The organism is Hoeflea sp. AS60, from assembly GCF_038900115.1.
GTDB lineage: Bacteria > Pseudomonadota > Alphaproteobacteria > Rhizobiales > Rhizobiaceae > Hoeflea.
The window spans coordinates 109,881-124,193 of the sequence record NZ_JBBMQP010000004.1 but is presented as its reverse complement, the minus strand read 5'-3'; the positions used below and the strand labels follow the sequence as shown (position 1 = coordinate 124,193).

Below are 14,313 nucleotides of genomic sequence, written 5' to 3'. Positions count from 1 at the left end.
ATTGTCCTTAAAAGTCCTGCAGGCAGCGCAAATGACCTACCTGCCCGGCTCATTCAACCAAAGCCAGATCGAGGTTCCTCACTGGATTGGCGTTGACAGTGCTTTCTTGCGAAATTCCGACGGCGTTTCGCCATAGTGTTCGCGAAACGCCCTGCTTATGTGTGTCGCACTGGAAAAACCACTGGCAAAGCCAATCTGTGTAATGCTGACGCTTGCCAATGCCGGGTCAGACAACGCGTGCTGCAAGGCCTCAAGCCGCCGCCGGACAATCCGGTTGCCGGCAGTTTCAGTTGCGCCCTCGAGAACCTGATGCAGATAGCGGACCGAAATGCCCGCGCACTCCGCCACACCGCGCAGGTCCAGCCCGGGATCGGAAAATTTCGTGTCGATGATCAGGTTGATCCGCTGGATCAGCCGGGTCCGCGGCGGCACGGCATTAGGGCGCAGCCTGGCCTCGATCGCATGCGTGAGGTCCATCAGCATGGCGGACGCCAGCCGAACCTTTTCCCGCTCGTCGAAATCGGTAAAAACCGGTCCGAGAAGGCTGGCGCGTCCATGCAGCAATGCACCAAACCCGCGGGAACTGTCGAGCACGCCAACGGGCAATTCCGAGAGGCCGGTTTCGCGTTTGAGCATGTCCCGGGTCACCAGAAGCGTGCACTTTTCCAGAGGCTCCAGAACCTCGAAGGCGGCCGGACGGCTGGCGTCCCAGATCAGGGTCGAACCTGCAAACAGCTCAACAACCTCGCCGTCCTGTTCAACCCGTTCACGCCCCTTGCGCACCATCAAAACGCCAAAGCAGCCATCATCGCCGCTACGGATGTCCCTGAAGTCTCGATAGCCATGGCAGGGATCACAAGCACAATCGACAATACTCAATCCCTCAACGGCCAAGCTTCGCAACGAGGCCGAGAAGTGCTTTGATTGAGGCCTTCCGAGGCTCCATGGCAGATGCGTATCGTTGAGCGCATATCTCCATGCCTCATACCGGTCTCCTGCCGGGAGCTCTGCTGTCGCCCATTCCATGATGTTCTCCCAAAAGCGGCGCATTGACAAAAAGTCAGATGCTCCTCTGGCCGCCTCCTCCGCAGAATTTCGCATCAAATGATGGCGATTAGCGCACTCCGGGTCAAGCACCGGGAACGAGGTCAACCTACTTTGGCGCAGTCTTGCATGCACGGGAGGAAATCGCATGAAACACGACATCTCATTTAAAACTGAAGACGGCACCAAGCTGGCCGGCTGGTTTTTTGCCGCCGGGAGCGTTCCCGCTCCGACAATCGTCATGTGCCATGGTTTCTCAGCGACCAAGGAAATGCATCTCGAAGGGTTCGCCAAGACCTTTCAGGCCGCCGGAATGAACGTTCTGGTTTATGACAACCGTAACCTCGGCGACAGCGCCGGAACGCCTCGCGGCGAAATTGACCCGATCCAGCAGATTCGCGATTTCCGCGATGCGATCACCTATGTTCAGAGCCGGGACGACGTGAATGCCGACAAGATCGGCATCTGGGGCTCAAGCTATAGCGGTGGTCATGTTCTGGTGGTTGCGGCAATGGATCGGCGCGTTAAATGCGTTGTCGCCCAGGTGCCCCTGGTGGCCGGGCTGGCCAATGCCCAGCGCCTGGTGCGCAGCGATCACTGGGTCGGTCTGCGCGAGGGTTTTGCTGCCGACCGCGCCGGACGTCTTGCCGGCGAAGCGCCATTGACCCTGCCTGTGGTCTCAGCCGAGGGCGGCCCCTGTGCGCTGCCGACCGAGGATAGCCTGACCTTCTTCACGACCCTGCCGCCCGAAAACCTCGGCAGATGGCAAAACGAGATCACGCTTCGATCGATGGAGATGTTCACCGAGTATGAACCGGGCGAATACATTGCCCGCATCGCGCCGACCCCGCTGATGATCGTCATCGGCAACAAGGATCACCTGACCCCAGCAGACCTTACTCTGAAGGCTTACGAGAACGCGCTTGAGCCGAAAAAGCTGCTGATCCTAGATTGCGGACACTTCGACGCCTATGTCGATGATGCCTTTGCCATCTCCGCGCCAGAACAGTGTGGCTGGTTTACAAGGCACCTGATGTAATCCGGCGGAACATAAGGCCTTAGCGGCAGACGCGACTCATCATTTTGGGGTAACGGCTAGGAAACAAGAAACCCGCCACCGGCTGTATGTACGGCCGGTGGCAGTTGTTCAAATGAAGGTCCGCCGGACAGGCTAACTCAGCGTCCGCCGCACCGCGTCCCGCCAGCCCTTGAGCTTGGCGTTGCGGGTCAAATCGTCCATCTTCGGCTTGAATTGCCGATCGCGCGACCAGGCCTTGGCAAATGCTTTCTGCTTGGGCCAGACACCGGCCCGCTGACCCGCAAGCCAGGCAGCGCCCAGCGCCGTGGTCTCAAGGATGGTCGGCCGATCCACCGGCGCGTCAAGAATATCGGCCAGACGCTGCATGGTCCAGTCTGACGCCACCATGCCGCCATCGACGCGCAGCACTGTGTCGGATTCCGAACTCTTCCAGTCCTTGTGCATGGCGTCGAGCAGGTCGCGCGTCTGGTAGCAGACCGCCTCCAGCGCCGCGCGGGCGAACTCGGCAGGCCCGGTGTTGCGTGTCATCCCGTAGATCGCGCCGCGCGCCTCGGCATTCCAGTGTGGTGCGCCAAGGCCTGTGAATGCAGGCACAAGATAGACATTCTGCGTCGGATCGGCTTCCGCCGCCAGATCGCCGCTGTGTTCGGCCTTCTTGATCACCTTGATTCCGTCACGCAGCCATTGCACTGCGGCCCCCGCTATGAAGATCGAACCTTCCAGAGCATAGGTCACCTTGCCGTCGAGCCGGTAGGCGATGGTAGTCAGCAGCCGGTTCTTTGATCGCACCATGTCTTCGCCGGTGTTGAGCAGTGCAAAGCAGCCGGTGCCATAGGTCGATTTCAGCATTCCAGGCTCGAAACAGGCCTGGCCGATGGTCGCCGCCTGCTGATCACCAGCGACGCCCAGGATCGGAATTTCCGCGCCGAAGAGCGCCTTGTCGGTGATGCCGAAATCAGCCGCGCAGTCTTTGACTTCCGGCATCATGTCCCCGGGAATGCGCAGGATCTTCAACAGCTCCGCGTCCCATTCCTGGGTGGTGATGTTGAACATCAGCGTCCGTGAGGCATTGGTCGCATCGGTGACAAATGACTTGCCGCCGGTCAGCCGCCAGATCAGGAATGTGTCGATGGTGCCAAAGCAGAGTTCGCCGCGCGCAGCCCGCGCCCTGGTGCCCTTCACATTGGCCAGCATCCACGACAGCTTGGTTCCGGAAAAATAGGGATCGAGCAGCAGACCCGTCTTCCGGGTGAAGGTTTTTTCGAGATCCTGGCGCTTGAGCTTTTCGCAATAGGAGGCCGTGCGCCGGTCCTGCCAGACAATCGCATTGTGGATCGGCTTGCCGGTCTCGCGTTCCCAAACCACCACGGTCTCGCGCTGGTTGGTGATGCCGATCGCGGAAATGTCCGAGGCCTCGACGCCTGCCTTCTTCAAGGCCTGCTTGACCGCCCAGACCACTGTTTTCCAGATTTCCTCCGGATCGTGCTCGACCCAGCCCGATTGCGGATAGATCTGCGTGAACTCTTTCTGCCCGACGCCAGCGATTCGCATCTCGCCGTCAAACACGATGGCCCTGCTCGAAGTGGTGCCCTGATCGATCGCGAGAATATATCCGCTCATTACGTCCTCCAATGCTGGCCGAATTTGACCCGGATTCGCGCCTTGTGCAAACCCCCGCCGCCGCCATTCTCCCGCTTATGCCGGCCGCTTTGCAGCCATATAGTCTTCAAGCGCGACCACTTGCTCCGCGTTGAATCGAATTCCGCGTTTGGTCCGCCGCCAGAGAACGTCTGCCGCCTCCATAGCCCATTCGTGCGCCATCAGGTAATCGACTTCAAGCGCATAGAGCCCGAAGCCAAAGTGCTGGCCCAGATCATCGCGTGTCTGAGCACCGTCAAGCAACACCCACGCCCGCGTTCCATACTGGCGCACATAACGCCGGGCCTGTTTGGGGTCGAGAAGCGCATAGTCTGCCTGCAAAAGTGCAACCTGTTTGTCGAAACCGTCAGCCGGGAAATCGCCGCCTGGCAGTGCTGCCCGGTGTGTCCAGGGCGCCGATTTCTTTCCAAGCCGCTCCTCGATCAGTTCCAGCATCGATTCCGACAATTTGCGATAGGTGGTGATCTTGCCGCCAAAGATGTTGATGAGCGGCGCACCCTCGGCCGGGTCCGGCTTGAGCACATATTCGCGCGTTATTTCCTGCGCCGCAGATGCCCCGTCATCATAGAGCGGGCGCACACCCGAATAGGTCCAGACAATGGAAGACCGCTCAACGGGCTTGGTGAAATACTCACTTGCCGCCGCACAAAGATAGTCGATCTCGGCGTCCGAGATGGCGACGTCTTTTGGATCACCTTGATAATCCTGGTCGGTGGTGCCTATCAGGGTGAAATCCTCCTCATAGGGCAGCGCGAAGATAATGCGCCCGTCGCCGTTCTGGAAGATGTAGGCACGGTCGTGCTCATGCAGCTTCGGCACCACGATATGGCTGCCCTGCACCAGCCGGACATTTTGCGCATCATTGCGGCCGACGACACCGGACAGGATCCGGTCGACCCATGGCCCACCGGCATTGACGATCAACCGCGCCTTTACGGTTTCGCGCGCGCCGGTTGCCCGGTCGGCTATCGTGACCTCCCAGATACCGTCCTTGCGCTCGGCTGACACCACTTCCGTGCGGGTTCGCACAACCGCGCCCCGATCTGCGGCATCGCGTGCATTGAGCACCACCAGCCGGGCGTCGTTGACCCAGCAGTCCGAATACTCGAAGCCCTTGGTGAAAAGCGGCTTGAGCGGCTTGCCCACGGCCGCTGTCTTCAGATCGACCGTCTTGGTTCCGGGCAGCAGCTTGCGGGTGCCGATGTGATCATAAAGGAACAGCCCAAGCCGGAGCAGCCAGGCCGGCCGCATGTCGGTGTGATGCGGCAGCACAAACCTGAGCGGCCAGATGATGTGCGGCGCATTTGCCAGCAGCACTTCGCGTTCGCTCAGAGCTTCGCGCACCAGCCGGAATTCATAATACTCAAGATAGCGGAAACCACCGTGGATGAGCTTCGACGACCAGGACGATGTGCCTGATGCCAGATCGTTCATCTCTGCCAGAAACACCGAATAGCCACGACCGATGGCGTCGCGGGCGATGCCGCATCCGTTGATGCCGCCGCCAATAACGAAAACATCATGGAGTTTGTCCTGCGTCATTGGCCTCTCCGGTCATGCATTATATTGCTACTTGGTCTAAAACGAAACCTTTACGAATGTCAAAAGAAAACAAACGAAAGAAAAACACCGCTTCAAGAGCCCGCTTGCGAGCCGCTCACAGGACCGCTTCTGCTATCAGCAACCAGACGCCAGTCGAGACGGCGGCAAATGCTGTGCCGATCGTCATTGAGGTCGAGGCAAGCCGTTGACCGGTACCCAGACGATTGGCAATCAGCCAGGAATTGACCCCCGCCGGCAGCGATGCTGCGGCGACCGCGACCTTGGCCTGGAATTCGGGCAGATTGAGCAGCAACGCCATCAGAAGAGCCACCGCGGGCATCAACACCAGTTTCAGCGACACCATCGCCAGCGCCTGGCTCACCTGCCCGCGGATCCCGTAGCCCCTGAGCGAAACCCCCATCGCAAACAGCGCCAATGTGCCAGCCACACCGGCAAGACTTCCAATCACCCGGTCCGCGACCCCCGGAATCTCTAGCCCCGACAGCCGGACCAGCAGCCCCGCAAAAATGCCGATGATCAGCGGATTGGCGATCAGCTGCCGCACAAACCCCGTCACCAGCGCGAAGACCGATTTTGGCCCGGTAGCGGCGCCATCCCGCTTGAGCGCCCATTCAAAAAGAATGATCGACGCTGCCATCATGATCGGTAGGTGAACCGAGACGATCTGCGACAGGATGGCGAGACCCGCCTCGCCATAAACGCCCGACATGAACGGGATGCCCAAGAGCACCAGATTGGAGAAACCCGCCGTCACCCCGGCCACCACGCCCGAGCGCGCATCGCGGCCAAAGCCCGACCGAATGACCAGATGCGCTGAGCTCCAGGTCACGAAAATGGCGGTGAAATAGGTCACCCACAGCGCCCACGGCGCGCCATGATCGAATGTCGCCGTGGCGATGGTGCGAAACAACAAGAGCGGCACGGCGATGGTGAACACGAAATCCGACAATCCGTCACCGGTCTCGGGCTTGAGCACCCGGAACGCCGCCGCGCCATAGCCGATGGCAATCAATGTGAAGACAACAAGGATGGTTTCGGCAAAGGGGGGCATAAGGGACTCAAGGGCATGGTGGCGGGACTTTGTTCATAGACCGTGCGAACGGCCGCGAAAAGCGTCGGGGGTTATTTGACGTGATACGTCGGCGGAAACCCGAACTCCCACTCAGGGAGTGGTCGGATCATCGTGGCGCACGCAACCCCATCCCCGCTTGAAGCGATGCCCCATTGCCGGTAGGGATTTCGAGCCATTCACCGAGGACCGATCCTGCCATGACCAGCTTCTCCCGTTTCACAGGCCTTGCCCAGTCCCTGCCGCCCACCGTGCCGTTTGTCGGGCCGGAGACCCAGGAGCGGGCTCGGGGCGAGACATTCAGGGCGCGGCTTGGGGCCAATGAGAGCGGGTTTGGGCCGGCGCCGTCGGTGATCGATTCGATTACCCAAGAGGCGCAGCTGAGCTGGCGCTATGCCGATCCGGAGAACCATGATCTGCGGGTGGCGCTGGCTGCCCATCTGGGACTGGCGCCGGAACGGGTTGTGGTTGGCGAAGGCATTGACGGGTTGCTGGGGCTGATCGTGCGGCTGATCGTCGAACCCGGAACCCCGGTGGTAAGCTCGCTCGGCGCCTATCCGACGTTCAACTTCCATGTCGCGGGCTTTGGCGGCCGGCTGGTGACTGTTCCCTACCGCAATGACCACGAGGATCTGGATGCGCTGCTTGAGTCCGTCCAGCGCGAAAATGCGGCCATGGTCTATCTCTCCAATCCTGACAACCCGATGGGCACTTGGCATTCGGCCGAAGCGGTAATCGCCTTCGCCAGGGCCCTGCCCGAAACCACCATGCTGGTTCTGGACGAGGCCTATGGCGAAACTGCCCCCGCTTCCGCCGTTCCCGCGATCGCCTTGCTCGCCGACATGCCCAACGTGCTGCGCTTCCGCACATTTTCCAAGGCCTATGGCCTCGCCGGCCAGCGCGTCGGTTATGTCTTTGGGGTCGAGGAAACGGTGGCGATGTTCCACCGGGTGCGAAACCACTTTGGCGTCAATCGCCTCGGCCAAGCCGCAGCTCTTGCTGCACTTCAGGACCAGGCCTGGCTCGGTCATGTCATTTCCGAGGTTTCCGCATCGCGGGAACGGATCGGGGCAATCGCAGAAAGTCACGGCTTTACGCCGATCCCGTCGGCCACCAATTTCGTCACCATCGATTGCGGGCGGGACGCGGCTTACGCCAAGGCATTGCTCGATGGCCTGGTCAGCCGTGGCATCTTCATCCGCATGCCAGGCGTTGCGCCACTCAACCGCTGCATCCGCATTTCGACCGGACCGGAGGCTGAGATCGGCCTGTTCGAGAAGGCTCTGTCTGAGGTTGTCGCAGAGCTCGGATGAACTTGCGCTGCGAGCCAAAAGAAAAAGGCCGCAACTGACCAGGCATGGGCAGTTGCGGCCTATGTGAAAGCCTCTCCGTTTTGTCCGGAGTTATGGCCCCTGCCTCGTTCCCCTCGAGGTAAAGTCTTGTCGGTGGTGGCATGCGGTTGCCCGAGCGGGCGCCCTGCGCTGCAAAGATCTTTCAGGCTCAAGGCCCGGATCAATGCCGAGATCAATGCATGGTCATCCATTCGCGTGCAGCGCGCAGCGCCGCAGCAAGTTCCGCCTTGCTCATGCTTTCGGCCAGTTCGGCGCGTAGTGTTGCTGCCCGGTCCGAGCCCTTGATTGCGGCGATGTTGAGCCACTTGTGTGCGGCGATGTAATCGACTTCGCATTCGCGTCCGGTCGCATACATCAGACCCATTTCGCAGAAGACATCAGCCTTGGCTTCGCCGCCGATGAGTGCCTGATCCTGATCGTGAATTTCGTAACGTGCCATTTTCTCAGTCCCCGTAAGGTGGTTTGTTTCGTTGTCCCTGTCAGCTCCTGGGAGCCATCTGTTTTGTGCGTCTGTCCGGTTTGGCCCGGCGCTGTCTTGTTGGATTGGAGTGTGCCGTTATCGATTAAAAAGCGCGTTAAATTGCATGCTTAACTGGAAACGAACAAAGTCCGAAGGCTTCGTAAATTTGCGATTTTGTTAAACATCCAAGCCGTTGCGTTTCGGCCAGAGTGACCGAATCCGGCGTTTTTGGCCCGGCTGGAAAAGTTACGAACGGCTAACCAAAGATGCATCGCATTTTCTGAAAATCTGAGCGGACGACAAACACTGCACATGAAAAAGCGCGGTCCGCATGGGCTCGAAAAGCCGATTTTGCCCCTCAGAAATCTCAGTTTACCTTTACGTAAACTCGAGCTAAGTAAGAAATGCGCTCGAGCAAGCGCGTCAATCCTTTGGAGGAACACGATGATCCGCAATTTGATTGTAGCTGGCGCGCTTGTCGCCGCCATGACCGCTCCGGCGCTGGCAGCAGAACCTATCGAGGGAACATGGCTGAGACCGTCAAACGGTGCTCTGGTCAAGTTTTCCAAATGTGGCAACAGTTTCTGTGCGAAAGCCGTATCGGGCGAGTTCGCAGGTAAGAGCGTCGGAAAATTCACCGGAAACGGTTCCAGCTACAGCGGAACCCTGACCGACCTGAAAGAAGACAAGACCTATGCTGGCCGTGCAAATGTCAATGGGAATACCATGAAGCTGGAAGGCTGCGTTCTCAAAGTCTTTTGCAAGGGTGAAAACTGGAAACGACAGTAGATGCCCGCAACTGTGGCTATCCGCGTGAAATCGCCGGATTGAGACTGGAAAGAGACCCGCGCTGGCATCCCGGCGCGGGTCTTGTCTATCTGAGGGCCGCTACCGAGCCTTTTGTCCGAACAGAACCTTCTGGGCATCCTTGTCGTCGGCGAGGTTCTTCCGGTATTCGATGCCGATGCTGCATCCCTTTTCCACCGCCGGCCGCGCCATCAATGTTTCGAACCAGCGTTTGAGGTTTGGGAAATCATCGAGATCCTGCCCCTGGTTCTTGTGAGGCCTGACCCAGCCGATGGCTGCCATGTCGGCAATCGAATACGCGCCGGCGAGATAATCCCGGTCGGCAAGCCGCCGGTCCATCACGCCGTAAAGTCGGTTGACCTCATTGGTGTAGCGCTCGATCGCATAGGGCACCTGTTCAGGCGCATATTGGCGGAAATGATGCGCCTGACCGGCCATCGGCCCCAGCCCGCCCATCTGCCAGAACAGCCATTGGTCGACCTCGGTGCGCGCCCGCTCGTCGGATGGGTAGAACTTGTCAAACTTGCGGCCGAGATATTGCAGGATGGCGCCTGATTCAAAAACCGAAATCGGCTCTGCGCCCGGGCCTTCGGGATCGATGATCGCCGGCATCCGATTGTTGGGGGCAATCGCCAAGAATGACGGCTCGAACTGCTCGCCCTTGCCGATATTGATATATTTGACCTCGTATGGAACGCCGAGCTCCTCGAGCATGATCGTGATTTTCCAGCCATTCGGCGTCGGCCAGTAATAAAGCTCAATTGGTTTGGTCTGGGTGGTCATTACCATTCCTTCCGTTTCCAAGGCCAAGATGTGGAATAGGCGGAAGCGATTGGCAAGCCCCTCGGGGCGGCATTACGGCAGCTCAGCGCGCGCCGAGTGACGCTGAAATCGGCATGCCCGGGCGCGCGGGATCGCCAACGACATAGCAATTGCGGCCTCTGCGCTTGGCCTTGTACAGCGCGTCATCAGCCTGCGACAGCAACTCGGCCGGTGAGCCGGTGACACCCTTGTGCTTGAAGGCCACGCCGATGCTGGCGGTAACAACGTCGACACCGTCGGACCGGCCGGGATGCGGGATCCCCAAGGCTTCGATGGAGCGCACGATCGCACTTGCCAGACGCGCCACCTGCAGCTCTCCCGCGCCCCTGACCACCACGGTGAACTCTTCACCGCCAAAACGGGCGCAAAACAGATCCGGCTCATTGAACGCGCTGTTGAAGGTTTCCCCGATCACCCTGAGACAATCATCACCCGCAAGATGGCCAAGCGTATCGTTGAAGAGTTTGAAGTGGTCGACGTCGATCATCATGATGACGACGGAACGACGGCCGGCGCACCATTCTTCAAGCCGCTCATCGAGAAACCTGCGGTTGGGCAAGCCAGTCAGCGCATCGGTCTTCGACATGACCTGGAACTGTTTTCCCGATGTCTCGGCAGTTTCAGCCCGGACCTTGGCCTCAAGCGAGATGCAATAGTCGCTGCAGCGCCGCCGCTCGAACAGGTAATTCGCATAGACGGTCAGGATACACACGCTTGTGAACTGAAAACAAAGCGCAATTTTAAGATTTGGCGCCACGCCATTCTTCATAGACACAGCAAGGATAGCGGCAAACAGCGTCATCAGTGAATAGGCCAGCGCATACCGGAACCTGAGCGCCATCAGCATGTTTGCAAAGACAATGCACAATATGACTTCAACATTCATATGGGTGCTGTGCGGGGCATTCGAATAGTAAAGCATGAAGACAGGCAAGGCTGTAGCACTGAGGATCGCCCCCAGAACCATGATCTCTCTGACTTCGGAAGAGACTTTCGCGACGGAATAAGCCACCGCAAGCGAACTCGGGACAATGACAAATATGGTTGCGAGAAAGATGATCCAGTATTCGTCAGGCAATAACAGAAACACCGAAATGTCATGCAGGACGTAAAGCAGAAGCCCGAAGCTGACTGTGTGGCGCAAATGTGCTGCCCGAGCAACTCCGTGTTCGGCTTCATAGATCGCCTTGGTCCCGGCATCGAAGCGAAGCAGTCGATCGAGTGTCGGCCGGTCGGATGGGCCGCGCATGATGTCATCCGGAGATAGCCGCATCTTCCAAGCCTCTCAATTAGTAAGGCTGAATATGAATGGCGGAGTTTTACATTCTCATAATACGCCCCGCTAACAACGGTGTTTCAGGCTTTACGATGATCAATTGGTAAACCCTATCGCTCCGCCACCGCTCGGGCAAAATCTCGACATCGCCAGAAGCCAGACCGCGAGGCGAGCCGGTTAACCTGTTTGAACGCCAGATGAACGCCCGTCTCAGGTTTGGTTCAGACGGCAAATGCGAATGTTCCTCTCACAAGAAGGGGACAAGACGCATGAGCACGATTGCAAGACGCTTCACAATCATCTGCCTGATCTTTGTGATCTTCGCCCTGCTGATGGCAGCTGCCGTCGGCAACAGCGAAAACAGCCGGTATGGCTGGCACAAGGGCGGGATCGACCTCTGCGTTTCTATTCCCGACATGAAATGCACAGCTTCGCGCTGAGACCAGCTTCAAAGGATTGATTTCATGACTATCCGTATCCAGCACACCATCACCACCCTGCTGCGCATGACCGCGTTGGTCAGCTTTCTGGTCGGCCCCGTCGGCGCCTTCGCCTACGCACAGACCGGCGACAAGGGCCCCGGCCTTTCAGGCGCCGGATACGTTCTGTATGTCAGCCTGCAGCGCAACAGCCGCTAGGGCTTGAGATGGTGAGAACAACTGCGAGACCTGTGACACTGTCCACGCACTGAGTTGAAAGTGCTTTCGGCGCTAGTCGTCTTTTCCTTGTCAACATTTTTCGTCTATAACGGTGCATGAACCAACGAATCTCTTCCCACACAGCCAACGGCTTTATTTCGCCAGACCCGATCAAACCGCAGGAATTTTCCGATGCGGCAAGTGCAGTTGCTGCACTCGAAGCCATTTATGATCGCAACACCCGCTTTTTATGCGAGGCCTTTCAAGGCCTTGCGACAGAAAAACCCGCAGGCCGCTATCGCGCCTTCTATCCCCAGATAAGTCTCGAGACGACGTCCTTTGGCAAGGTCGATTCCCGCCTGTCCTACGGACACGTGGTTTCGCCAGGGCGCTACGCTGCAACCATAACCCGGCCCGCGCTGTTCCGCAGCTATCTAGAGACCCAGTTTGAACTCCTGTTGCGTAATCACGGCGGCGCCCTTACCGTTTCCGAATCCGACACCCCTATCCCGCTGCATTTTGCCTTTGGCGAAGGTGCCTATGTCGAGGCGGCCGTCGCCGAAAAGCTCGACATGCCTTTGCGCGATCTGTTCGACACGCCGGATCTTGCCACCACCGATGATGAAATCGTCAACGGGCTTTACGAGCCCGCCCCCGGCGAACTGCTTCCGCTGGCGCCCTTCAAGGCGCAGCGCATAGACTATTCGCTGGCGCGTCTGTCGCACTACACCGCGACGGCACCGGATCATTTCCAGAATTTCGTGCTGTTCACCAACTACCAGTTCTACATCGACGAGTTCTGCGCCCATGCCCGCGCCCTGATGTCCGAAGGCAATGGCGACTACGAAGCCTTTGTCGAGCCGGGAAATCTGATCACGCCGCTCGGTGAAGGCAGCCCGACCGAGGGCGTGGCTCCGCCGCGCTTGCCGCAGATGCCTGCCTATCATCTCAAGCGAAAGGGCCATGGCGGCATCACCATGGTCAATATCGGCGTCGGTCCATCCAACGCCAAGACCATCACCGACCATATCGCGGTACTGCGCCCGCATGCCTGGCTGATGCTCGGCCACTGCGCAGGATTGCGCAACAGCCAGAATCTCGGCGACTATGTGCTGGCCCATGCCTATGTCCGCGAGGATCACGTGCTCGACGATGACCTGCCGGCCTGGGTGCCGATCCCGGCCCTGGCCGAGGTTCAGGTGGCAATCCAGGAAGCGGTCGCCGAAGTAACCGGGTTTGAAGGTTACGACCTCAAGCGCATCATGCGGACCGGCACGGTGGCCACCATCGACAACCGCAACTGGGAACTCCGCGACCAGCGCGGTCCGGTTCAGCGCCTCTCGCAATCACGCGCCATCGCGCTCGACATGGAATCGGCCACGATTGCCGCCAACGGCTTCCGCTTCCGCGTGCCCTACGGCACCCTGCTCTGCGTCTCCGACAAGCCGCTGCACGGCGAACTCAAGCTGCCCGGCATGGCCTCGGCGTTTTACAAGACGCAAGTCAACCAGCACCTGCAGATCGGACTGCTGGCGATGCAGAAACTCGCCGCCATGCCGCCCGAACGGCTGCATTCACGCAAGCTTAGAAGCTTCTTCGAGACGGCGTTTCAGTAACGGACTCAAGGCGGGGTTCTCGGATCCCGCCTTGTCGCGCGGCCATGCCCGCATACCGAGTTGGCCTCTTACGCGGGCGGAGCGCCGCGGGCTGATTTTTGTAAAGGCCGAAATGGGCACTATGGCTCTACGATAAGTCACAATCCAGCGCTTGGTTCAAGGTGCTTGGATAGCTACGACATACGCCGTCATGTGGCATGTGCTACCTCATCAAACGGAAGTAATGGCATACGCAAAATAAATCGGGTTTCTTCGTTGGTGGATTGAACGGTCAGTGTGCCCCGATGCGCTTTGGCGATCTCCGAGGCAATATGAAGTCCAAGGCCGAGGCCCTGCTGACTGTCGCGGACTTCGCCTCTGAAAAACGGTTGGAAAAGACGCTCCATTGCTTTTTCGGAAATTGGGCCTCCTTGGTTTGACACCCACAATTCAAATTGGTCTGCCCCGGTCGAGGCATGGAGGACAATGGGTTGGTCAGCGGCGCCATGGGTCAAGGCATTGCCCAAAAGATTCGACACCAGCTGTCCGATGCGCGGGCGATCACAAACAACAGGTTCCTCAATCCGAATATCGACTTCGATGGTTTTTTCTGTCGCGGTACGAAGTTCATCCACGACCTGACGTAATGTATCCTCAAGGGGTTCAAGTGCGTCTTGAGATAACGTGATCCCGCCACCCAGACGGCCACGGGCGAAGTCCAGAACATTGTCAATCAGACCTGACATGCGGACGACGCTACCCTGCATCAACCTCAAAATATCGATAGATTTTTCATTTTGCGGCTCGCGTAGCAACATACGAGCCGCGCCACCAATGGAGGCCAGAGGGTTACGAAGGTCGTGGCCTAGAACGGCGATAAACTCTTCTCTTAGCTGCGCGTCAGTTCGCGCCAGCAGCAGCTTTTCGTCCTGTTCATGTAGCTGTGTGGTGTGACGGCCATTGGCGTAAACCTGTTCGTTCGAAAATGC

The 14,313-nt window shown here is 58.7% G+C and carries 13 protein-coding genes and 1 pseudogene; 6 read left to right on the top strand and 8 right to left on the bottom strand.

Going from position 1 to position 14,313, the window contains the following annotated elements; genetic code table 11:
• Window positions 1-78 precede the first annotated feature (78 nt).
• Window positions 79-1,026: a helix-turn-helix domain-containing protein gene (locus tag WNZ14_RS21005; RefSeq protein ID WP_342870642.1), complete on the bottom strand. Its 948-nt coding sequence runs from the start codon at window positions 1,024-1,026 to the stop codon at window positions 79-81.
• Between the two features lie 166 nt (window positions 1,027-1,192).
• On the opposite strand from WNZ14_RS21005, the gene WNZ14_RS21000 reads away from it, so the two are divergent.
• Entirely contained in the window at window positions 1,193-2,083 is an 891-nt protein-coding gene (locus tag WNZ14_RS21000) for an alpha/beta hydrolase (protein WP_342870641.1), read from the top strand.
• A 132-nt stretch (window positions 2,084-2,215) separates the two neighbouring features.
• Here WNZ14_RS21000 and glpK read toward each other — a convergent pair whose 3' ends face one another.
• From glpK to WNZ14_RS20985, 3 genes are all read right to left on the bottom strand, one after another.
• Entirely contained in the window at window positions 2,216-3,703 is a 1,488-nt protein-coding gene (gene glpK, locus WNZ14_RS20995; protein ID WP_342870640.1) for a glycerol kinase GlpK, read from the bottom strand.
• 75 nt (window positions 3,704-3,778) lie between these two features.
• Window positions 3,779-5,284 (bottom strand): glycerol-3-phosphate dehydrogenase, encoded by a 1,506-nt coding sequence (glpD, locus tag WNZ14_RS20990; protein ID WP_342870639.1) that lies wholly within the window; start codon window positions 5,282-5,284, stop codon window positions 3,779-3,781.
• A gap of 115 nt (window positions 5,285-5,399) precedes the next feature.
• Entirely contained in the window at window positions 5,400-6,356 is a 957-nt protein-coding gene (locus tag WNZ14_RS20985; RefSeq protein ID WP_342870638.1) for an AEC family transporter, read from the bottom strand.
• 218 nt (window positions 6,357-6,574) lie between these two features.
• Between WNZ14_RS20985 and WNZ14_RS20980 the strand changes: the two genes are divergently transcribed.
• Entirely contained in the window at window positions 6,575-7,687 is a 1,113-nt protein-coding gene (locus tag WNZ14_RS20980; RefSeq protein ID WP_342870637.1) for a pyridoxal phosphate-dependent aminotransferase, read from the top strand.
• A gap of 211 nt (window positions 7,688-7,898) precedes the next feature.
• On the opposite strand, the gene WNZ14_RS20975 is transcribed toward WNZ14_RS20980, so the two are convergent.
• Window positions 7,899-8,165 (bottom strand): sel1 repeat family protein, encoded by a 267-nt coding sequence (locus WNZ14_RS20975; protein ID WP_342870636.1) that lies wholly within the window; start codon window positions 8,163-8,165, stop codon window positions 7,899-7,901.
• Window positions 8,166-8,498: 333 nt separating this feature from the next.
• Between WNZ14_RS20975 and WNZ14_RS20970 the strand changes: the two genes are divergently transcribed.
• Window positions 8,499-8,975, top strand: a complete 477-nt coding sequence (locus WNZ14_RS20970; RefSeq protein WP_342870635.1) for a DUF2147 domain-containing protein — start codon at window positions 8,499-8,501, stop codon at window positions 8,973-8,975.
• Window positions 8,976-9,074: 99 nt separating this feature from the next.
• On the opposite strand, the gene WNZ14_RS20965 is transcribed toward WNZ14_RS20970, so the two are convergent.
• Both WNZ14_RS20965 and WNZ14_RS20960 read right to left on the bottom strand, forming a co-directional pair.
• Entirely contained in the window at window positions 9,075-9,776 is a 702-nt protein-coding gene (locus WNZ14_RS20965; RefSeq protein WP_342870634.1) for a glutathione S-transferase family protein, read from the bottom strand.
• A gap of 82 nt (window positions 9,777-9,858) precedes the next feature.
• Window positions 9,859-11,064 (bottom strand): diguanylate cyclase, encoded by a 1,206-nt coding sequence (locus WNZ14_RS20960; protein ID WP_342870633.1) that lies wholly within the window; start codon window positions 11,062-11,064, stop codon window positions 9,859-9,861.
• Between the two features lie 296 nt (window positions 11,065-11,360).
• Between WNZ14_RS20960 and WNZ14_RS20955 the strand changes: the two genes are divergently transcribed.
• From WNZ14_RS20955 to WNZ14_RS20945, 3 genes are all read left to right on the top strand, one after another.
• Complete coding sequence (locus WNZ14_RS20955) at window positions 11,361-11,531, top strand: hypothetical protein (RefSeq protein ID WP_342870632.1); 171 nt, start codon at window positions 11,361-11,363, stop codon at window positions 11,529-11,531.
• A 24-nt stretch (window positions 11,532-11,555) separates the two neighbouring features.
• On the top strand, window positions 11,556-11,729 hold the full coding sequence (locus tag WNZ14_RS20950) for a hypothetical protein (RefSeq protein WP_342870631.1): 174 nt from the start codon (window positions 11,556-11,558) through the stop codon (window positions 11,727-11,729).
• A gap of 116 nt (window positions 11,730-11,845) precedes the next feature.
• Window positions 11,846-13,345, top strand: coding sequence for an AMP nucleosidase (locus WNZ14_RS20945; protein ID WP_342870630.1), 1,500 nt, complete (start codon window positions 11,846-11,848; stop codon window positions 13,343-13,345).
• 188 nt (window positions 13,346-13,533) lie between these two features.
• Here the strand turns inward: WNZ14_RS20945 and WNZ14_RS20940 are convergent.
• Window positions 13,534-14,247: pseudogene (locus WNZ14_RS20940) on the bottom strand (HAMP domain-containing sensor histidine kinase); the annotation flags it as partial.
• Between the last annotated feature and the right edge of the window lie 66 nt (window positions 14,248-14,313).

Bases quoted from the DNA above. Each gene is read 5' to 3' on its own strand.
- WNZ14_RS20945 (WP_342870630.1), top strand. From the start codon at position 11,846: ATGAACCAACGAATCTCTTCCCACACAGCCAACGGCTTTATTTCGCCA.
- WNZ14_RS20985 (WP_342870638.1), bottom strand. From the start codon at position 6,356: ATGCCCCCCTTTGCCGAAACCATCCTTGTTGTCTTCACATTGATTGCC.
- WNZ14_RS20950 (WP_342870631.1), top strand. From the start codon at position 11,556: ATGACTATCCGTATCCAGCACACCATCACCACCCTGCTGCGCATGACC.
- WNZ14_RS20980 (WP_342870637.1), top strand. From the start codon at position 6,575: ATGACCAGCTTCTCCCGTTTCACAGGCCTTGCCCAGTCCCTGCCGCCC.
- glpD (WP_342870639.1), bottom strand. From the start codon at position 5,284: ATGACGCAGGACAAACTCCATGATGTTTTCGTTATTGGCGGCGGCATC.
- WNZ14_RS20960 (WP_342870633.1), bottom strand. From the start codon at position 11,064: ATGCGCGGCCCATCCGACCGGCCGACACTCGATCGACTGCTTCGCTTC.
- WNZ14_RS21005 (WP_342870642.1), bottom strand. From the start codon at position 1,026: ATGGAATGGGCGACAGCAGAGCTCCCGGCAGGAGACCGGTATGAGGCA.
- WNZ14_RS20965 (WP_342870634.1), bottom strand. From the start codon at position 9,776: ATGACCACCCAGACCAAACCAATTGAGCTTTATTACTGGCCGACGCCG.
- glpK (WP_342870640.1), bottom strand. From the start codon at position 3,703: ATGAGCGGATATATTCTCGCGATCGATCAGGGCACCACTTCGAGCAGG.
- WNZ14_RS20975 (WP_342870636.1), bottom strand. From the start codon at position 8,165: ATGGCACGTTACGAAATTCACGATCAGGATCAGGCACTCATCGGCGGC.
- WNZ14_RS20970 (WP_342870635.1), top strand. From the start codon at position 8,499: ATGAAAAAGCGCGGTCCGCATGGGCTCGAAAAGCCGATTTTGCCCCTC.
- WNZ14_RS21000 (WP_342870641.1), top strand. From the start codon at position 1,193: ATGAAACACGACATCTCATTTAAAACTGAAGACGGCACCAAGCTGGCC.
- WNZ14_RS20955 (WP_342870632.1), top strand. From the start codon at position 11,361: ATGAGCACGATTGCAAGACGCTTCACAATCATCTGCCTGATCTTTGTG.